The sequence below is a fragment of the Methylobacterium sp. 285MFTsu5.1 genome (assembly GCF_000383455.1).
In the GTDB taxonomy this organism is placed as follows: Bacteria; Pseudomonadota; Alphaproteobacteria; order Rhizobiales; family Beijerinckiaceae; genus Methylobacterium.
Genome location: NZ_KB911288.1, coordinates 1 through 16,248, shown reverse-complemented (window position 1 = coordinate 16,248; position 16,248 = coordinate 1). Strand labels below are relative to the sequence as shown.

The window sequence follows — 16,248 nt, the reverse complement described above, 5'->3', positions numbered from 1 at the left end:
CAGGCGACTGCTCGACCACTCGGCCCTCCCGTTATCTCGGACGCTTCTCATGCTCCTGCCGCGCAACGCGCTGCGGGCCGCCTTCGCGTGCCTCGCGCTCGCGGGATCGGCCTCGTGCGCCCGTGCCGAAGTCGCCTCCTGGTACGGCTCCGGCCGCCGCACGGCGAACGGCGAGCGGTTCGCGCCCGACGGCCTGACCGCGGCGCACCGTGCCCTACCGTTCGGCACCCGCGTGCGGGTGACCTACGGCGGCCGCTCGGTGGTGGTGCGGATCAACGACCGCGGCCCGTTCATCGCCGGCCGGGCGATCGACCTCTCGCGCGGCGCGGCCCGGGCCATCGGCCTCACCGGCGTCGGCCGCGTCCACCTCGCCATCCTCGGCTGACCCGGAGACCACCATGGACGTCTCGCCCATCGGACGCGCCGCCCTCGAGGGGCGCGAAGGCACCCGGCTGACCGCCTACAAGGATTCCGTCGGCGTCTGGACAATCGGAACCGGGATTACGACCGCCTCCGGGCTGATCAAGGTCGTGCCGGGCCTGACGATCACGCCAGTCCAGTCCGACGCGCTCTTCGCGGCCGCGCTGGAGAAGTACGCGGCGCCCGTGCGCGCTGCCCTGGCCAAGCCCGTCCCACAGCCGTTATTCGATGCCTGCGTAAGCCTCGCCTACAACATCGGGCCGGTCGGCTTCGCCCACTCGACCGTGGTCCGCCGCGCCAATGCCGGCGACTTGGCGGGTGCCGTCGAGGCATTCCTGATGTGGAACAAGCCGGCCGCGATCATCTCGCGCCGGCAGGGTGAGCACGACCAGGCCGCCCTCGCCTCCTACGATGGCGCCAAGGTCTACGCGCGCCGTGGTGACCGCTCGCCCGTGAAGGCGATGGCCGGCACGCTGCCGGCTCCGGTGAGCGTGCCTGATCCGCTCGCGACGATGATGGGCGCCAAGCCGCCGGCCTCCGCGTGGGTCCCTGCCGCGGAGCCCGGCTTCTGGGCGCGCCTGCACGCCCTCCTCTCCCGCAAGACCAAGGTGGCCTGACATGCTCCGCGACCGCTCTCACCGGATCCGCCTCGGCATCATGCGCTGGTACGCAGCCGCGCGCGGCTACCGGATCTACGCGCTCGCCCTCGTGCTGGCGGTGCCGGACGTCCTCGATGCCCTGGCCGGCGTCGACTTCACCGTCCTGCTGCCGCCGGGCTGGGGCGCCAAGGCCGCCTCGATCCTGGCGATCGCGCGCGTCGTGCTGGGCGTCGTGATCCGGCGCCTCGCCATGGTCGGCCCGCCGCCGGCCGCCGGTCCGCGCTGATGGGCGCCGCCCTCGCCATGGCCGGCAGCCTCCTCGTGAAGCTGTTCGGCTCCGGCATCGTCCAGGCGGTGCTCGCCTATCTGAACAAGCGCTCCGACAACGGCGTGCTGACGAACGCGCAGAACGTGACGGGTGACGTCACGGTCGGCCAGGCACAACTCTCGGCGTACATCGAGGAGCGCAAGATCGTCGCGCAGGAGCGCGCCGAGCAGCATTTGTCGCCCTGGACCGCCTGGATGATCCCGACGGCGTTCGGGCTCTGCATGATCCACTTCGGCGCGATCGTTCTCGACAGCACTTTCCGGTTCAACTGGCAGGTCGCGAAGCTGCCGGCGCCGTACGACGCCATGGAGAACGCCATCGTGCTCTCGGTGATCGGCGTCGCCGGCATCGCGCCGACCGTCCGCCGGATCTTCGGCAAGTAGCCGCCTCCCTCTGACCCTCACCCTCCGTCTTCCCCGCAGGGGGCAGGCAGCGAAAGACCGCCCCCATGGACACGTCCTTCCTGTCGCCCGGGCCGATCACCTGGGCGCAGCTCATCGCGCTCGCGCTGTTCCTGATCGCGCTCGGCAAGGGCGCAGACTGGATCATCGGGAAGCTGCGCACCGGCACGAAGGAGGCGGTCTCGCCGCTGACGATCGACATGGCCGCGGCCAAGATCGAGATCCGGTCGCTCGAGGAGAAGCTGAACGCCTTCAAGATCGAGGTGGCGCGGACCTACGTGACCGGCGACGTCATTACCCGGCTGGAGCGGCGTATCGACGACATGGTGGTCTCGGTGCGGGACGAGATGAAGGAGACCCGCGAGGCGATGCTGAAGGCCTTCATGCGACGCCCGCCCGACTGACCCGCGGCTGTTAACATCCGTCAACGCCCTGGACGCCCTGGCTTCGGACGGGGCGCCCTTCGTCGTTTTAGCCCCGCCGGCACCGCCGCGGCGGGCTTTTCTGATTCCTGATCAGACGTGATTGATTGATGTGCGCAGACCGACTTGCTCGCTGCTGCCGGAGCTAACAGCATTGCCGATGCTAGTATCCTTGATGGCAGATCTTGAAGGCTCGGCGCTTCTATCCATGGGTCGCTTGCTGAGATCTTCCTTGTCTTGCCGCCTTAGCTTGTCGGCGGCATCAGGGCCAAGATGCTCTTCGATCATTGCGTAGACATTTTCATCCGACCAAACGTCGCGCATGGAATCCCCTTGGTGGCGGATCGTTAGGCAGGCGTAGCGGCAGGCAGAGCGCAAGGCAAGGCATAGGCGTGCCAGCAGGTGGGCTCCATGCTAAGGCTGCGGCGCTTCTGAGGACGGGATCTCGCTGGGCCGGTACATGACTGACTATAGCCTCGTTGGCGAATGGGCTTTGTATAGGAATGACCAAAGTCAATTCGTTTCGCACTTACAGTTCAAGCTAAGCGGCGATATAGTTGGGCCATCTTTCAACGAGAGGTACTGGGAATATATAAATGGACAAGTTGCCGTCCTCGACGGATCGAGGAGGGTTACCACTCTGTTTGAAATTGTAAGGGCTGATGGCTTCGGCCCCAATATGATGAAGGGGTTTTTCGCCTCGTCCGTTCCATCTGGAAAGCCGATCGCGCATATTCTGATCCGGGTCAATCACATTCCGTTCGCTCACACAGGACGCCTTAGACACACTGCGACCACGCTGAGCGAATGCCGACAATTCGAGCGCGACCTAATCGACTACTCAATTATTATAGAGGAGGGGCGGCGTGTGCAGCTTCCTCCGCCAGTCAAAGTTATCAACCAGAGCGCCCGCATAAGTTTCTTCGCGAACTTCACCGGCTCATACGACGCCGAAGAGGTTAGGTGCGACGTCATTCATGACGCTTGGGTCTTTGGCGGCAGCGTGATCACGGACCGGAATTGTGTGCCGCTTTTCTCGACGACCTATCACGCCCGCAGGCCTCGTCACTACAATGCCGAATGGGATGAGGGCGCTAAGACCCTGAAGTTCGCCGCTGGCGAGGTTGAAGAATATAACGAAGAGCCGCTCTTTGTAACCAATACGCTATCCGACCCCAACTTCGCGCACTGGCTCGTGCAGGAGCTTCCGACGACGCTCATGCTTGAGCGACTCCGTGCGATGGGGCTGCTGGAGCATCCGACACTCTTCATAGCGCCGCCTGAGTCCGTGGCGTTTCGGGCCGACCATTTGCGCGATCTGCGGGTCAATTATCCCATGGTCTCGCCAGGGCGGCATCACTCGACCAAGCGCTATAGGCGGCTTTACGTGCCGTCGACGCATCGTTTGGCACACATATACGCATTCTCGAATTTGGTTGGGGAGACCTTCCGGAGCCTCTATGAGGCAAGCCCCGCACAGCAGGATCAAGGGCTGAGACTATTTTTCTCGCGCCGGGACGTCGGTAACAGCCGAGGGTTCTCGAATGAGGACCAGGTCGCGGACGCGCTTGAGAAGGAGTTCGATTTCATTCGCGTCGATCCCGGCCACTTATCCGAGATTGAAAAGCGGTCGCTCTTCGGCAAGGCGAGCATCATCATGGCTGTGCATGGCGGGTCTCTGCACAACGTCATGTATACGCCGCCGAGCTGCACCGTGATCGAGATCTTCAACGAAAATCATCAGAACTGGTGGAATTACCATATTGCCGCTTTAATGGGCCGTGCGTACGCAGCGATCTGCCTTCCTCTGCCACCGGAGCAGAAGAAACTGCCGGTAGAGCGCATCGTTCAAGAGGTCGAGATAGCGCCGTTCCTCGAAGGTGTTCGCGAGATCTTGGTCGCGAGCGGAGCCACATTGGACGCACGGTGAGGTGCAGGTGAGACGCATCGCACTTCTGATTGGCGTCGTCGCACTTGCGCCTACGCCAATCTCTGCGGAACAGCTCCAGCGATTAGGTGAGCAGTCCTTCACTGATCCAACAGGAGCTGATCAGCGCGCCGACGCGAAGCAGCCGGATAGCAATCGTGCGCAGCTTCCGGGACTGCTTGCGACCCCTGATCGGCATCGCTTGGTCTACCCAGAGTATCTCGGGCTCGGCGGCAATATGGGCGCAGGCGGCCTTGTCATAGGCGGCGGCAGGGCCGACCAAGGCTATCAAGGCACGATCCTTCGCAACGATGGACATCCGAATTGGGCCGCAGCGGTCACATCGCTTAATTATAATCCGACCGAATGGATTGTTGGTGGGGCTGGCGCCCAGGGGCACGCATCCACCACCGGCACCTCGAACGTGGTCACCCGAGTTGAAGGTACGATCTTTGATCCGATCTGGGTCGGCGATCGGTTTTATCTAAATCGTGCACCTTATCGGGTGGCGTCTGTTGCCGTTGGCGGCAACAGTTTGACTCTGACCAACCTGGATGGGTCTCCCGTAAAGTTGCCGGCGATGAGCAACGTTTTCTTCCAGTATGTCATGACAACTGGGACGGGCCGCGCAAACGTCGCTAAGGGTGTTGTGACTTGGGTCAGCGGCCAGCAGTTCTTGCCGTACGTGGGGAAGCAGACAGACTTCCGCATTGTCATTGACGGTAAAACCTATACCTCCGTTACATTCCAGAGTCCGACACAGATCACACTATCAGATGGGTCGGTCACCAAGGCAAACGTAGCATACCGCTACAGCGCCAATATCGCTGATCAGGTCGCATCGCTTCGCATCGGGAAGCAAAATGGCGCGATCGAGGAAACGCTGACAATCTCGGGGCGGGCAACAGGCGAGTGGGAGATCGCAGCGGGGTCATTTCGAGAGGCCACCAGCCCAGACCCGCTGCGAATTAAGAACGGCGTCCGAAACGGCTCCAGGCTCACCCAGATCGATGTGCAGGGAGATGGCGTCAGTCTCGGCGGTTTGGCGGGCGCTGAGGGCATGCGGGTCTTGAACACTCCCGACACCGTGAACCGGATCGAGGTATCCGGCACCGGAAGGGGCTTTGCGCCCACTCTCACAGCCCGCGGCGCCGACGCCAATATCGGCTTCGGCCTGGACGCGCAGGGCGCCGGCGGCTTGGTCTTGACGGGGCGCCTCTACAAGCAGGTCCTGCTCGAGGTGGCCGGCGCAGCCAAGGAAGGCCTTGGATGGCCACTCCTTGTCCCCGGCACGACGCCAACCATTCAGCCCGGTGGGTCGCACGATGCGTCTATAGCGCTGGTTGGGAGCGGCGACGCGGGCGCGCAGACTGGCCTCTATGTGCGACCAGGTGAGCCGTCCCTCGGCGACGTACCGCTCAACAGATGCGTTGACTGGAACAACACCGCAGCTAACACCCTGAAGCGGGTCTGCAATCTCAGGGGTAAGCTACACTCCCTTCTCTACAATTGACGGCATGCCCTCGGTCCGCGGCGCGCGAAACCGAGGTTTTGCATAGCCGGTCGGGGCGTTGAGGGCTAAGCCTTCTTGATCACAGCGACGGCATTGTCGATCTTATTCGCCTCGCTGGGCAACTGATAGATAAAGCCTGACATTCCGGACTGCGCAATGAGCTCGTCAAATTTTGACAGGTTGACGAATGTTGTCACGATATCTTCAATAACATAGACGCCGCCTGATTTCAGCCGATGTATGGCTCGCTCAAACAAATTACGATTTGCGATGACCTCATGGAGACCGTCGTCGATAATAATATCGAATTCGATATGAGGTATGGTCGAGAATAGGTTGTCAATCGAAGACGTGTCGTTTTGATCGACAAAAAATGTCCTGATCCGGTCTTCCTCGAAGAGAATGCGCTTGTCCACATCTGCTCCGCAGACAGTGCAGTGTAAGAAGAACTCACGCCATCCTCGTAGCGATGCACCCGGGACTCCGGACTCTCCCATATTCGAAGGCACATCTAGATTGTTGGTCCCAATGCCGACTTCGAGGAGATGAAATCTTTCGTTGATAAATGGCCTGAAAAGCTCCTGATAAAGCAAGGTATAATTATGCCATCCTAATCCTTTGTCACTACCGCATCTTTTCATGATGCGGCAGAGATCTGTTTCATGGTTAGAAGTCGCAGCTCTGCCAACCTCATCGAGCAGGGCGCCAAACTGTTCCTTTCCATTCCCGTAATATATCGAAAGCTGTTCGGGCGTTTCCATTATAGCATTGAGCCTTGTAATGAGAGGGCGAGAAAGGCGACATTCGTCTTAATCAAGAAATCGGCTCATCAGCTCAGCCGCGATGTTATTATTCGCAAGATCGGTATCCTCATACGGATAACTGAGCATAGCTCTGCAGTATGTCGCGATTGCCTCTGCGCTGACATCGAGCTTTATGGCCGCCATGTTGTAGCAAATATCGAGCCCAACGATCTTGCTGCCCGGCCAGTGCGACAACGCTATGTTGACACCGCGGACAGGCCGAGGAGCAGGTGAGCCGTGTATAATACAGTCAGCAATCCACCGCTCCATTATCTGCGTATCTTGAAGCAATATCCAAGAATTGTGCGGCAGCACCTTGGACATCGCAAAAATGTCGATGAAAGGCCAAGGATGCTCGTGCCCCCCGTCGATGAACGCCATACTTGGTCCCGTGGTGGGCTGCATGTAGGCGACTCTGTCCATCAATATGTCTAAAGACGTTAGTTCTGTGTTGAGCCGCCAAAGTGGCTCAAGATGCCTGAATTGAGTTCTTAGAACTTGGCCAACATCAAAACCGGGTTGATGTGATTTGGAGATATCGAAGCTGTTCAGAAAGGTTCCCGCGCTTGTTAGTTGCAGGTGCTCAGCGCAGGACAAAATAAATGCCGATGATATGCCGGATGCTACGCCAATTTCCATCATTAAACTTGGTTTGATGGCGCTCATGAATATCATAATGAACGCGGCGTCCCCTGGAGTGATAGGGCCGCCGAACGCGCCGTCATAATATTTCGAGAAAAACTCCCTCACGAATGCACTTGTGGCATCTAGGTCAACGTTCGGCGCCTCGCCATCGAATAGCGGCTCCGACCTACGAAGATAGTGCTTGAGCCACTTTGTCCCTTCTTCTAATTTGTCTAACTCACCACCGTAATATATGTTTTCAAGCAGGTTCTTTTCCATCGTTTACGTCTCACATACTTGGTTGCGGCGATCTGATGCCCGGTTGCGGCTAGCGTTAGTCACGTTCGCCGCGCCTCGCTATGGCGCATCGGTCACTCGCCTTCTCCTATGTCAGCTGCGGCTTTTGGGTTCTGGCAACCATTAAGCCTTAACGCGGCGACCATGTCCGACCTTCCGACCGCCGTCGCCACCTAGCGCGACCAGATCGAGCGCCTGGCCGAGCACGCCTCGCGGCGCCGAAATCCGCCCGCCCGACGCGCCGTGGCGGGCCTCCGCCGGCCACGCCCGTGGAAGCGGGATCGGCCTCGATCAGCAAGGCACGCCAAGCCAACGACCGCGCCGTCCTGAACCTGACCCAGCCGGATCTGCGCTGGCTGGTCGAGAAGCTGCGGCCCTGGCTCGACCGAGAGCCGAGGATCTGACCGGAACCACCCCGCACGCCCGCGCGTAGACCGGGCCTCGACATTCCCCGACGAGACCACCTCGAACTGCCCGGCTCCGGCCGCGGCGGTTTTTTGCGCGAACGCGACTGCATCGCATCAACCACCGGTAGGCGGCGGATCGCTATCGTTGTAGCAGCGATCAACGTGCCGGCGGCAGGGGTGAGGCAAACTCGCGAGCCGATCGGCGAGTTGCCCATGCTCGCGCCTGAGGTCCCGGATGTCGTCGGAAAGAGACTTCGTAAGGTCTGCCCCCGATCTTCAGAACGTTATGGACCTCTTCCACGGGGAGTGGTCGACCATCTTGCCGCCGGATGCCGGCGCCGTGGCCAGCCCCGGCTATGCCGAGCTGTTCACGGATCCGAGGATAGCCTGGGCCAACGAGGTACTCGGACCGTTCGAGGGCTTCGACGTTCTCGAGCTCGGCCCGCTGGAGGGCGCACACTCCTACCTACTGGAGCGGCTCGGCGCCGCCTCGGTCACCGCGATTGAGGGCAACTCGCGCGCCTTCCTGAAATGCCTCTGCATGAAGGAGGTGATGGCCATGAAGCGCGTCACCTACAAGCTGGGGAACTTCGTCCCGTACCTCGCCGACTGCCCTCGCTTCGACGCGATCATCGCCTGCGGCGTCCTCTACCACATGACGGAGCCGCTGGTGCTCCTGGAGCGGATGGCCAGCAAGGCTGACCGCATCATGCTCTGGACCCACTACTACGATCACGAGGCAATCCAGGCGCGTCCGGACAACAACCTCTATGCCAAGCCAGCCGCCCTGAAGGGCTCGCCGTATCGCGGCGTGAAGCGCTTTTATCCGGAGGCAGCGATGGCCTGGCGGGGCTTCTCAGGCGGCTCCGAGCGGCACGCGGTCTGGCTGGAGCACGACAGCCTGATCCAATTCTTCCACGATCGCGGGTTCACGACGTCGGTGCAGTCCGATGCGGCAAACTCAAACGGGCCAGCCCTCTCGCTCTGCGCCAAGCGCTAAACCTGGAAGGGGAATGATTGGCCGCCCGGCTCCGGCCGCGGCGGTTTTTTCGTGCCCCATCGTCTGCTATTGCACCGCGACCGGCAGCTTGGACGGCCGCCGCCACTTCAGCCCCGCCGGCACGGCCGCGCGGGGCTTTTTCGTGCTAGCCGAGGTTGATCAATCCGCTTTTCCAGACGACACGTCGCGTCGCGACCGCCTCGCGGTCGTGCGTCGGCAGGTCGGTTCTTTGTCTGTGGTCAGCTCTCAGTCGGTCTGACCTCGCCGACGCAACCCCTTTCAGCCCACCCGGTCCGCCGGCGCGGGCTTTCTCACGCCCAATCCTCAGCGCGGCTTCGGAGCTGGCGACTTCGGGTCCTTGAAGAAGCCGCTCCGACCCTCGGCCAAGCCGGTGTTCACGAAGTGCACGAGCGGGTTGTGGCCGGAGGCGGCTACGTCGGGGTTCGCGGCCAGATAGCCCGATGTGCTGAAGCCCGCGCTCGGATCCCGGCCTTCCTTCCAGCCGTGCCGAAGGTAGTGGTCGAGCGGGTTCAACCCCGCGACCTGCACATCCGGGTAGGCGTTCAGATAGTAGACGGGATCGAAGCCGGGCAGCCGGACCTTAACGAACGACGGAGGGCGTCTGAACGGCCGCAGCATGCGCAGCTTCATGATCGATCTCCGAACACGAGACCCACGCTCGATCCATCATTTCGAGCTGCGCCGCAAGCGTTGACCGATCCCCGTGCGCGAGTGGCTCTGTGCCCCGCGCTGCCCCGCGGCCTGCGATGGCCCGGTATTCCTCACAGGGATTCACTCAGCCCCGCCGGCACCGCCGCGCGGGGCTTTTTCGTTCAGAGCTGGCCCTTCAACTTGGCTAGCATCTTGGCGCCTTCGGCCAAGAAATAGGCCTTCACGGTCGGGTTCGGGACGAGCTTGGCGCAGCGCGACTCGATCACGTCCATGGATTGGAAATCCCGGTGGCGAAGGAGATCCGTCAGGTACTGCTTGGCCTCGGCCTCGTTGTCGATGGTAAGCGGTTCTGGGTCCATGACACCCCTCTCGCTTCGAGCCCATGGTTCGCCGGATCGGGCTTCAAAATAGCCCGAATCCCGACGCGGGACGAGCCGGTCGCCGGCATGGGCACGGCCCGGTAGCCGCCATCGACCATCCTGCCTGCGAGCCAAGTTGCGTATCGGCTCGGCTCACACGCTGGTGAGATCAGGCGCTCCCCCGCCCCGTGAGCAGATCGGGGCGGGGCCGAGCGGCCCACAGGAACCGCCCTTTAGCCATTGAAGTAGCCGACGACCCGGCTTTTTGCGGTGCGCCACGATGTTCCCTCGCGCAGCGTTCGCAGCGCGATCAATCCATTGACATCAGGCACGACCCAATTGACAGACTGCCATAGCCAGATCTCGATACGCACGGCCCGAAAATGACTGCATCAACTATAGCATCGATTGCCACAAATCCGGAAGTTACAATCATTTGCCTTGCATTCAATCATGCGAAATTTATTCGCGAATGTTTGGATAGCTTTCTAGCTCAAAAGGATGTTTCATTCGAGATAATCGTTGCTGACGATGCTTCCACGGACGGAACGACGGACATAGTACGGGAATACGCCGATAGGCACCCTCAAATCGTCAGGCATTTTGTTCAAACGACAAATGTCGGCGCGGAGGAAAATTTCACCAAAGCATGCCAGCATATTCGTGGAAAATACGTCGCAATGTGCGATGGTGACGATTATTTTATTACTGACGACAAGTTGCATAAACAAATTCGAATACTAAAGGATGACCCATCTTTGTCGATCTGTTTCAGTAAGGCGCGGATCATATACGATGATGCTTCATTGTCTGACGAAGTTGCCCCCAAGGGCAGCATTATCGCAAACCGGAGCCGCTTCAATTTGGCTGACTTGATGAATACAAACCCAATCCCGACATGTACGGTGGTCTACAGGTGGATATTTACGGAAAGAAGGGTCGAGGATCATGTTCCGCGAGGTATTTTGCCTGGCGATTACTATCTGCACATGGTGCACGCTCGTGAAGGAGACATCGCCTTTCTAGACGAAGTCACTTCAGTCTACCGCCGTCATTCAAATGGTATGTGGTGGGACTACGATAGCAACTGGGACAAGCAAAATCTCAAACACGGGATTGCCGAGCTGAAATTCCATCTCGCCGCTGCGAGGCGAATTCTAAGCGACGCCGACTCCGTTTGGTACGAAGAAAATCGCGCACTTCCATTCGCAGCTTTGCTGCTATTGCTTTATGTCCGAACTGGAAAAGTCGATATGATAAAGACTCTTCAGGATACCGATCCTAAGATTTTTTCTAGGATACCAGAGCGCCTCAATCTTAACTAAAGAGGCTCAATAGCGACTGGTATGTGGATTGGCCAAGTCTGAATTTGATCATTCATGGATGGCTTCGTTGGTTCTTAAGTGAACATACCGGCGTCGCGATGGTCAATGACTGAATGGTCTTCGGCGTCGAGCAGGACCGGATCGTGTTCGACCGGTTCTCCGGCTACCGGACCAAGCCCGGGCAGACCTAGGGGCCGCCGGTCTGGGAGTTCGCGGCCAAGGCGCGTTAAGCCTCGTCGTCATTCACGGCGGACATTGTCTGCTCACGTCGGCGGATCTCCTCGGCCAATGCGTAAAGCAGCATGCGTGAGGCGGTCTGCATCTCAGGCGATCCGTGTTGGAGGATCGCTTCGTGGTTGGCGATGCAGGTCTCTGCCATCGCCTCGAAATCGTTTGGTGGCTCCACCAGCGCCTCCAGTGCTGCGAAACGATACCAGTGCATTCGTACTGAGGTTAAGTGGCGCACAGGGATTACGCGGCTGCGGCAAGGCGTCTTGATATATCGGGATCGGCGTCGGTCGGCGCTTTATGAGCGCCGGTTAGGATCTTTGTAGCGGTGAATAGTCCTGCTGATGATGGTGAGGGTCACGCTCGGAACGGAGCGCGCATGGGACAGATCGCCGAGGCATTGGGAGTGTCGGAAGCGGCGCTCCGAGAGGCGATCGCTGCTGGCCCTGCGGTAGACACTCCCAGCGAGCTACTCCGGCTCTGGATCCAAATCGAGGATGCATCTGATCGCCGGAAGCTTTTTGCTTTTGCTCGATCGCTAGCCGCACGAAAATAGGCCGCTGGCCTGGGAATTCCCGGTCAAAGGCGCGGCTGATCCTGCCTGTGTTCTGCGAGGATGTCGGGGGCAACCGCGATGTGAGCCGGCATAGGATGTTGCGCCCAGCGAGCCATTAACGCCTCAGGCCTTTTCCAGGCGCAATGTGCCGGTATGTCCACTCGCATACCGAGCCGACCATGCATTTCGAGATCCGATCCACCGGCCGCCATCTCTGGACCTGGGTGCTGCTCGACTCCACGCATCTGCCGGTGATGGAATCGGACCGGACCTTCCCGTCCGAAGCACAGGCGTCGGCAGCCGCGCTGGCGTTCTCGAAGCTGGTTACCCGAGCCGGGAAGACGCTAACCGCCCCGTCAGCGGGCAGTCTGATCTAGATTTACGTCGACAATTCTAATAAGCGCGCGTCATCACGACGGAAACTGTGGCATTGTGAGAATTTATTCTAGTTAAACGATTGCACAAGACGAATAATCGCAGTTGTAAATGTGCCAGCAGTCAGTGCTGTACCAAGCAGCACGAGCGCCCATGCCTTATCAAACTTGAGCCGCGTCATCGTCGTCCTCCGCATGGATGCAACTTTAGAGCGACGGCGTTTAACGCGAGGCGCAACCTCATAGCTAAAATCTTACCCAAGCGTCATGTCAGGTTGATATCGGCAGCATAGGGTGCGCGTGAGCGAGCCGCGCCTTGCAACCGAGTTCTCCTCCAAAGCGAAGATCGCGGCCTTGTGGCTACCAGGCGAAGGTCAGTTGGGCCTGTGAGCTGCCAGCCTGACAGTTGGTGGTGAAGGGAAGCAGCTGACGATCAGCCCTGCAGGCTCTCGGCGAAATCGTCGGGGATCTCGCCCCACTGGCCGAGGATCGTGACGCCCTCCAGCTCGCCGGTCTCGTCGTCAGCCACCACCTTCAGCGCCGCCGCGCCCGGCATCTGCTTGGCCAGGTTCTCGGCCTTCTTCACCGCCCCGCTCTCGGTCTGCGCCGGCTCCTGCCGGGCCGGCCGCAGCCGCTTCCGATGAAGCTCGAAGGGCTGCACCACGAACGCCGTCTTCATCGCCATCGTCGTCTTCTCCTCCAAGCGGTCTCGGTAGCGCCAAGGCCCGGACAGCATTGGCGTTTCCGGGTGCCTTCCACAGAGATCCACGGCTATCCAAGCTGCCGCCGATCCGGCGGTTGAACCGCGATCACCCCTGCGCTTTGTTCTCAGTCTGTTCTAGCAGGGAATCGGAACGCGATGCACGCTCTCCCGCATGAGCCACCTGTGGAGTTTCGTCTCACTGAAGCCGAGGCGATCGCACTCCACTACTACCAAGCCGCGCATCGGGATGGCTGGACGGCGCTGGTGCAGGCGATCGCCGACGCCCTTGCCGACATCGATGCCGCGGAGCGCCACATCGCAGACCATGGGCGGCTGGTCTCCCACGGCTACGCGCGCGGCCGCATCTGCGCAGCCTGAACCTCATGTCAGTTCACCGGATCGACGAGCTGCTGATCCACAGCCCCGACGCCGTCCGCGTGCCGCTGCTCGGGCAGGCCCTATGCGCCGGCTTCCCGTCGCCCGCCGACGACTTCCTGGAAGGCGCGCTCGAGCTGCCGCGCTGGCTCGTGCCGAACCCGCCCGCCACCTTCCTGTGGCGGATCAGCGGCTCGTCCATGGAGGGCGCTGGCATCTACGACCGCGATCTCGCCTGCGTCGACCGAAGCCTCACGGCCGGGCACGGCAGCATCGTCGTCGCGGCGGTCGACGGCCAGATGAGCTGCAAGCGCCTCGTGATCGACGGCAACGTCGCCCGGCTCGCCTTCTGCAATCCGGACCTGCCCGCCTTCGCGATCGATGAGCTCGGCGAGGGCGTGATCTGGGGCGTGGTGCGCTTCTCGATCCGCTGGCACGTCGCCCGCGGGCAGCTCTCGTGAGCACGCCCGAGGCCCGGCAGCGCGACCGGATCGGCGGCGGCCGCGCCGTGGCGCTGATCGACGGCAACAGCTTCTACTGCTCGTGCGAGCGCGTGTTCGACCCCAAGCTCGCCACCGTGCCGGTGATCGTGCTCTCGAACAACGACGGCTGCGCCATCGCCCGCACCAGCGAGGCCAAGGCGCTCGGCATCAAGATGGGCGACCCGTACTTCAAGATCCGCGACCTGTGCCGGGTCCAGGGCGTGCGGGTGTTCTCGTCGAACTACACCCTCTACGGCGACATGTCGGGGCGGACCAACGCGGTCTACCGGCAGTTCAGCCCGCAGGTGGAGATCTATTCCATCGACGAGAGCTTCCTGAACCTGTCGGACGTGGCGCCGGTCTTACGGGGCGAGCTCGCGCGCGACCTGCGCGCCACGGTCCGGGCCTGGACCGGGATCCCGACCTGCGTCGGCATCGGCCCGACCAAGACGCTGGCCAAGCTCGCCAACCACATCGCCAAGACCGTGCCGGTGCTGAACGGCGTGTGCGACCTGACCGACCCGGCGGCCTACGCGCATTGGCTGTGCCGGATCGACGTCGCCGAGGTCTGGGGCATCGGCCGGGCCTCGCTGGCCAAGCTCCAGGCGATGGGCGTCGAGAGCGTGGCGGACCTGCGCGACCTCGACCCACGCCCGGTGCGCAAGGGCCTGACCGTGGTCGGCGAGCGCATCATCTACGAGCTGCGCGGCGCGGCTTGCCTGCCGCTGGAGATGGTGCCGGCGCGGCGAAAGGGCTGCGCAGTGACGCGCTCGTTCTCCGGCCGGATCACCGAGCGGGCGGTGCTGGAGGAGGCGGTAGCGGCGCACGCCACGCGGCTCGGGGAGAAGCTGCGGCGGGAGGGGTTGGGCACCAACCACGTCACGATATTCTATCACACGAGCGAACACGACCGGGACGAGCCGATGCGCTCGGTCTCGACCACCGTACAGCTGCCCGAGCACTCGTCGGACACGCTGGCGTTGATCAAGGCGGCGCGGCACGGGGTGGCGCGGACCTGGCGCGAGCCGGGCGTGCGGCCGTGGCGGTACAGCAAGGCCGGGATCGTCACGAACGACCTCGTGCCGCTGTCGCACAGCCCGCGGGCGCTGATCGGCGCGCTGGATCGGGACCGGTCGGGGCCGCTGATGGCAGCGATGGACGCGTGCAACGCGCGCTGGGGACGCGGCGCCGTCGTGCCGGCGCGGGCGGGGCTGGTGAGCCGGCGCGACTGGAACACCAAGTTCGAGATGCGCACGCCGCGGTACACGACGCAGGTGAGCGAGCTGCCGGTCGCCTACACCTAAAGGTCGGGCGTCAGGGTTCGGCGCTCTCGCGGATACCAAGCGCGATCAGTAGCTCGCGCCCACCCGGCGTCAGGTGCCATACGCGCCTGCCGGTGTTGCCGCGCGTTGTGCGCTCCTCGACGTAGCCGAGCTCTTCCAGGATCGGCATCACGGTCGGGTAGGCCTCATGCCTCAGTCCGCCGGGGTTCTCGGCGACGGCGCGCAGGGCCTCAAGGTGACGGCCACGGATCGGGGCTTTCGGTTCGGAAGGCATGGCGGCGACGGACTATCGCGAGTCGCTGTCCTCGACGAGTCCACGGCTCGAGGCCAGGCGCCACAGATCGGCGTCGGCATAGACCAGATCGCCAATTTGCCAGTGCTCGAGCTCGTCGCCGATCGGCCACACCGCGACGCCAGCGGCGCGGAGCGCGTCGACCGCCTCCATGATCGGGTCGGCCTCGTCGCTCATGCCGCTAACCCAGCGCGATCAGCATCCAGGTGCGGGCCTTGGCCATCAGGTCTCCGTCGCCCGCTGACGGGTCGGACGCGATCACGCGCTTGATGATCTCGCGCGCCTCGATGCCGCTTATCCCGATTCCCTGCGCGAAGCCGCTCAACCGCTCCATCAGGCGGTCGACGGACGCCGCGTGGTCGGGATCGGTGTCGCCGCTCATCCCTTCACCGGGTGCGCCAGCAGGATCGCAGTCCGGATCATGTTGCGCTTCCAGGCCGGCTTGTCGGTAGTCAACGCCTCGGCCGCCCGCGTGTTCGTGCGGAGCGTCTCAACGAGGTCGAGGGTCCAGCCCCTCGCCAGCGGGTAGGCCTCGGTCGCCAGGTCCGCGAGCACGGCGTCGGCCGCGGCATCGATCTCCTGGTCGGTGACCTCAGCGGCTTTGCGCAGTTCGGAGACGGTCGGCGGTTCCTTGGCCATCGGCTCCGGCTACCCTCCAACACGAGCGGCGCACCAACCGAGAACACACCGTGGGGGATTCCGTGGGTGGTTTTGGCGCCCCATGGCCCCCACGTGCACCGTCCGTTCCGCTTCGGCTTACCGGCGGCCGGCCGGTTGTTCGTGGAAAAAGCCTTTCAGCAGAAAGGCTTTAATGGTCGGAGTGGCGGGATTCGAACCCACGACCCCTAGTCCCCCAGA

25 protein-coding genes are annotated in these 16,248 nt (G+C 62.0%); 14 read left to right on the top strand and 11 right to left on the bottom strand.

Annotated elements, in window-relative coordinates:
• The first annotated feature begins 49 nt into the window (after positions 1 to 49).
• From H288_RS0123145 to H288_RS0123125, 5 genes are all read left to right on the top strand, one after another.
• A complete protein-coding gene (locus H288_RS0123145; RefSeq protein WP_020094961.1) occupies positions 50 to 385 on the top strand; it encodes a septal ring lytic transglycosylase RlpA family protein in 336 nt (111 codons plus the stop codon).
• 13 nt (positions 386 to 398) lie between these two features.
• Complete coding sequence (locus tag H288_RS32715; RefSeq protein WP_020094960.1) at positions 399 to 1,037, top strand: lysozyme; 639 nt, start codon at positions 399 to 401, stop codon at positions 1,035 to 1,037.
• Position 1,038: 1 nt separating this feature from the next.
• Positions 1,039 to 1,305, top strand: a complete 267-nt coding sequence (locus H288_RS0123135; RefSeq protein ID WP_020094959.1) for a hypothetical protein — start codon at positions 1,039 to 1,041, stop codon at positions 1,303 to 1,305.
• Positions 1,305 to 1,730 carry a hypothetical protein gene (locus tag H288_RS0123130; RefSeq protein ID WP_020094958.1) on the top strand — a complete coding sequence of 142 codons (426 nt, stop codon included), beginning with the start codon at positions 1,305 to 1,307 and terminating at the stop codon, positions 1,728 to 1,730. The genes H288_RS0123135 and H288_RS0123130 overlap by 1 nt, the downstream gene beginning before the upstream one ends.
• Positions 1,731 to 1,795: 65 nt before the next feature.
• Positions 1,796 to 2,152: a hypothetical protein gene (locus H288_RS0123125; RefSeq protein WP_020094957.1), complete on the top strand. Its 357-nt coding sequence runs from the start codon at positions 1,796 to 1,798 to the stop codon at positions 2,150 to 2,152.
• A 111-nt stretch (positions 2,153 to 2,263) separates the two neighbouring features.
• Here the strand turns inward: H288_RS0123125 and H288_RS35200 are convergent, their stop codons facing one another.
• Entirely contained in the window at positions 2,264 to 2,494 is a 231-nt protein-coding gene (locus tag H288_RS35200) for a hypothetical protein (RefSeq protein WP_158684226.1), read from the bottom strand.
• A gap of 136 nt (positions 2,495 to 2,630) precedes the next feature.
• Here H288_RS35200 and H288_RS0123120 point away from each other — a divergent pair, with 136 nt between their 5' ends.
• Positions 2,631 to 4,100, top strand: a complete 1,470-nt coding sequence (locus H288_RS0123120) for a glycosyltransferase family 61 protein (RefSeq protein WP_081636523.1) — start codon at positions 2,631 to 2,633, stop codon at positions 4,098 to 4,100.
• A 7-nt stretch (positions 4,101 to 4,107) separates the two neighbouring features.
• Complete coding sequence (locus H288_RS35195; RefSeq protein WP_158684225.1) at positions 4,108 to 5,610, top strand: hypothetical protein; 1,503 nt, start codon at positions 4,108 to 4,110, stop codon at positions 5,608 to 5,610.
• A 65-nt stretch (positions 5,611 to 5,675) separates the two neighbouring features.
• Here the strand turns inward: H288_RS35195 and H288_RS35190 are convergent, their stop codons facing one another.
• Together H288_RS35190 and H288_RS35185 are read right to left on the bottom strand one after the other, a co-directional pair.
• Complete coding sequence (locus tag H288_RS35190; protein WP_158684224.1) at positions 5,676 to 6,371, bottom strand: hypothetical protein; 696 nt, start codon at positions 6,369 to 6,371, stop codon at positions 5,676 to 5,678.
• Positions 6,372 to 6,419: 48 nt separating this feature from the next.
• Positions 6,420 to 7,316 carry a class I SAM-dependent methyltransferase gene (locus tag H288_RS35185; protein ID WP_158684223.1) on the bottom strand — a complete coding sequence of 299 codons (897 nt, stop codon included), beginning with the start codon at positions 7,314 to 7,316 and terminating at the stop codon, positions 6,420 to 6,422.
• A gap of 287 nt (positions 7,317 to 7,603) precedes the next feature.
• Between H288_RS35185 and H288_RS36280 the strand changes: the two genes are divergently transcribed.
• The gene (locus tag H288_RS36280; protein WP_020094952.1) at positions 7,604 to 7,738 is read left to right on the top strand and encodes a hypothetical protein; all 135 of its coding nucleotides are present in this window, start codon (positions 7,604 to 7,606) and stop codon (positions 7,736 to 7,738) included.
• A 289-nt stretch (positions 7,739 to 8,027) separates the two neighbouring features.
• Positions 8,028 to 8,741 carry a class I SAM-dependent methyltransferase gene (locus H288_RS0123095; protein WP_020094951.1) on the top strand — a complete coding sequence of 238 codons (714 nt, stop codon included), beginning with the start codon at positions 8,028 to 8,030 and terminating at the stop codon, positions 8,739 to 8,741.
• Between the two features lie 324 nt (positions 8,742 to 9,065).
• On the opposite strand, the gene H288_RS0123090 is transcribed toward H288_RS0123095, so the two are convergent.
• Together H288_RS0123090 and H288_RS0123085 are read right to left on the bottom strand one after the other, a co-directional pair.
• Positions 9,066 to 9,392 carry a hypothetical protein gene (locus tag H288_RS0123090; RefSeq protein WP_020094950.1) on the bottom strand — a complete coding sequence of 109 codons (327 nt, stop codon included), beginning with the start codon at positions 9,390 to 9,392 and terminating at the stop codon, positions 9,066 to 9,068.
• 182 nt (positions 9,393 to 9,574) lie between these two features.
• A complete protein-coding gene (locus H288_RS0123085; protein ID WP_020094949.1) occupies positions 9,575 to 9,772 on the bottom strand; it encodes a hypothetical protein in 198 nt (65 codons plus the stop codon).
• A 383-nt stretch (positions 9,773 to 10,155) separates the two neighbouring features.
• Here H288_RS0123085 and H288_RS34145 point away from each other — a divergent pair, with 383 nt between their 5' ends.
• Positions 10,156 to 11,097 (top strand): glycosyltransferase, encoded by a 942-nt coding sequence (locus H288_RS34145; protein WP_081636522.1) that lies wholly within the window; start codon positions 10,156 to 10,158, stop codon positions 11,095 to 11,097.
• Between the two features lie 226 nt (positions 11,098 to 11,323).
• Here H288_RS34145 and H288_RS35180 read toward each other — a convergent pair whose 3' ends face one another.
• Entirely contained in the window at positions 11,324 to 11,539 is a 216-nt protein-coding gene (locus H288_RS35180) for a hypothetical protein (RefSeq protein ID WP_158684222.1), read from the bottom strand.
• 521 nt (positions 11,540 to 12,060) lie between these two features.
• Here H288_RS35180 and H288_RS0123075 point away from each other — a divergent pair.
• Positions 12,061 to 12,258, top strand: a complete 198-nt coding sequence (locus H288_RS0123075) for a hypothetical protein (RefSeq protein ID WP_020094947.1) — start codon at positions 12,061 to 12,063, stop codon at positions 12,256 to 12,258.
• Positions 12,259 to 12,688: 430 nt separating this feature from the next.
• On the opposite strand, the gene H288_RS0123070 is transcribed toward H288_RS0123075, so the two are convergent.
• Positions 12,689 to 12,940 (bottom strand): hypothetical protein, encoded by a 252-nt coding sequence (locus H288_RS0123070; RefSeq protein WP_026605220.1) that lies wholly within the window; start codon positions 12,938 to 12,940, stop codon positions 12,689 to 12,691.
• A gap of 201 nt (positions 12,941 to 13,141) precedes the next feature.
• On the opposite strand from H288_RS0123070, the gene H288_RS0123065 reads away from it, so the two are divergent.
• The 3 genes from H288_RS0123065 to H288_RS0123055 are packed head-to-tail and all read left to right on the top strand — an operon-like array spanning position 13,142 to position 15,119.
• Positions 13,142 to 13,336, top strand: a complete 195-nt coding sequence (locus H288_RS0123065) for a hypothetical protein (protein ID WP_020094945.1) — start codon at positions 13,142 to 13,144, stop codon at positions 13,334 to 13,336.
• A 5-nt stretch (positions 13,337 to 13,341) separates the two neighbouring features.
• Positions 13,342 to 13,794 (top strand): translesion error-prone DNA polymerase V autoproteolytic subunit, encoded by a 453-nt coding sequence (gene umuD / locus H288_RS0123060; RefSeq protein ID WP_020094944.1) that lies wholly within the window; start codon positions 13,342 to 13,344, stop codon positions 13,792 to 13,794.
• Entirely contained in the window at positions 13,791 to 15,119 is a 1,329-nt protein-coding gene (locus H288_RS0123055; protein ID WP_020094943.1) for a Y-family DNA polymerase, read from the top strand. The genes umuD and H288_RS0123055 overlap by 4 nt, the downstream gene beginning before the upstream one ends.
• 10 nt (positions 15,120 to 15,129) lie before the next feature.
• Here the strand turns inward: H288_RS0123055 and H288_RS0123050 are convergent, their stop codons facing one another.
• Genes H288_RS0123050 through H288_RS0123035 form a run of 4 tightly spaced genes read right to left on the bottom strand, consistent with a single transcriptional unit; the run spans position 15,130 to position 16,029 of the window.
• Positions 15,130 to 15,372: a hypothetical protein gene (locus H288_RS0123050; RefSeq protein ID WP_020094942.1), complete on the bottom strand. Its 243-nt coding sequence runs from the start codon at positions 15,370 to 15,372 to the stop codon at positions 15,130 to 15,132.
• 12 nt (positions 15,373 to 15,384) lie between these two features.
• Entirely contained in the window at positions 15,385 to 15,567 is a 183-nt protein-coding gene (locus H288_RS0123045; RefSeq protein ID WP_020094941.1) for a hypothetical protein, read from the bottom strand.
• A gap of 4 nt (positions 15,568 to 15,571) precedes the next feature.
• Positions 15,572 to 15,772, bottom strand: a complete 201-nt coding sequence (locus H288_RS0123040; RefSeq protein ID WP_020094940.1) for a hypothetical protein — start codon at positions 15,770 to 15,772, stop codon at positions 15,572 to 15,574.
• Complete coding sequence (locus H288_RS0123035; protein ID WP_020094939.1) at positions 15,769 to 16,029, bottom strand: hypothetical protein; 261 nt, start codon at positions 16,027 to 16,029, stop codon at positions 15,769 to 15,771. The genes H288_RS0123040 and H288_RS0123035 overlap by 4 nt, the downstream gene beginning before the upstream one ends.
• Positions 16,030 to 16,248 lie beyond the last annotated feature (219 nt).

What these genes read in the sequence shown, in the direction of transcription:
- H288_RS0123125 (WP_020094957.1), top strand. Translation starts at nt 1,796, where the DNA reads ATGGACACGTCCTTCCTGTCGCCCGGGCCGATCACCTGGGCGCAGCTC.
- umuD (WP_020094944.1), top strand. Translation starts at nt 13,342, where the DNA reads ATGTCAGTTCACCGGATCGACGAGCTGCTGATCCACAGCCCCGACGCC.
- H288_RS0123045 (WP_020094941.1), bottom strand. Translation starts at nt 15,567, where the DNA reads ATGAGCGACGAGGCCGACCCGATCATGGAGGCGGTCGACGCGCTCCGC.
- H288_RS0123130 (WP_020094958.1), top strand. Translation starts at nt 1,305, where the DNA reads ATGGGCGCCGCCCTCGCCATGGCCGGCAGCCTCCTCGTGAAGCTGTTC.
- H288_RS0123145 (WP_020094961.1), top strand. Translation starts at nt 50, where the DNA reads ATGCTCCTGCCGCGCAACGCGCTGCGGGCCGCCTTCGCGTGCCTCGCG.
- H288_RS0123095 (WP_020094951.1), top strand. Translation starts at nt 8,028, where the DNA reads ATGGACCTCTTCCACGGGGAGTGGTCGACCATCTTGCCGCCGGATGCC.
- H288_RS0123035 (WP_020094939.1), bottom strand. Translation starts at nt 16,029, where the DNA reads ATGGCCAAGGAACCGCCGACCGTCTCCGAACTGCGCAAAGCCGCTGAG.
- H288_RS35190 (WP_158684224.1), bottom strand. Translation starts at nt 6,371, where the DNA reads ATGGAAACGCCCGAACAGCTTTCGATATATTACGGGAATGGAAAGGAA.
- H288_RS0123050 (WP_020094942.1), bottom strand. Translation starts at nt 15,372, where the DNA reads ATGCCTTCCGAACCGAAAGCCCCGATCCGTGGCCGTCACCTTGAGGCC.
- H288_RS34145 (WP_081636522.1), top strand. Translation starts at nt 10,156, where the DNA reads ATGACTGCATCAACTATAGCATCGATTGCCACAAATCCGGAAGTTACA.
- H288_RS0123085 (WP_020094949.1), bottom strand. Translation starts at nt 9,772, where the DNA reads ATGGACCCAGAACCGCTTACCATCGACAACGAGGCCGAGGCCAAGCAG.
- H288_RS0123090 (WP_020094950.1), bottom strand. Translation starts at nt 9,392, where the DNA reads ATGAAGCTGCGCATGCTGCGGCCGTTCAGACGCCCTCCGTCGTTCGTT.
- H288_RS35200 (WP_158684226.1), bottom strand. Translation starts at nt 2,494, where the DNA reads ATGCGCGACGTTTGGTCGGATGAAAATGTCTACGCAATGATCGAAGAG.
- H288_RS0123075 (WP_020094947.1), top strand. Translation starts at nt 12,061, where the DNA reads ATGCATTTCGAGATCCGATCCACCGGCCGCCATCTCTGGACCTGGGTG.
- H288_RS0123120 (WP_081636523.1), top strand. Translation starts at nt 2,631, where the DNA reads ATGACTGACTATAGCCTCGTTGGCGAATGGGCTTTGTATAGGAATGAC.
- H288_RS35185 (WP_158684223.1), bottom strand. Translation starts at nt 7,316, where the DNA reads ATGGAAAAGAACCTGCTTGAAAACATATATTACGGTGGTGAGTTAGAC.
- H288_RS0123135 (WP_020094959.1), top strand. Translation starts at nt 1,039, where the DNA reads ATGCTCCGCGACCGCTCTCACCGGATCCGCCTCGGCATCATGCGCTGG.
- H288_RS35180 (WP_158684222.1), bottom strand. Translation starts at nt 11,539, where the DNA reads ATGCACTGGTATCGTTTCGCAGCACTGGAGGCGCTGGTGGAGCCACCA.
- H288_RS0123040 (WP_020094940.1), bottom strand. Translation starts at nt 15,772, where the DNA reads ATGAGCGGCGACACCGATCCCGACCACGCGGCGTCCGTCGACCGCCTG.
- H288_RS0123070 (WP_026605220.1), bottom strand. Translation starts at nt 12,940, where the DNA reads ATGGCGATGAAGACGGCGTTCGTGGTGCAGCCCTTCGAGCTTCATCGG.
- H288_RS32715 (WP_020094960.1), top strand. Translation starts at nt 399, where the DNA reads ATGGACGTCTCGCCCATCGGACGCGCCGCCCTCGAGGGGCGCGAAGGC.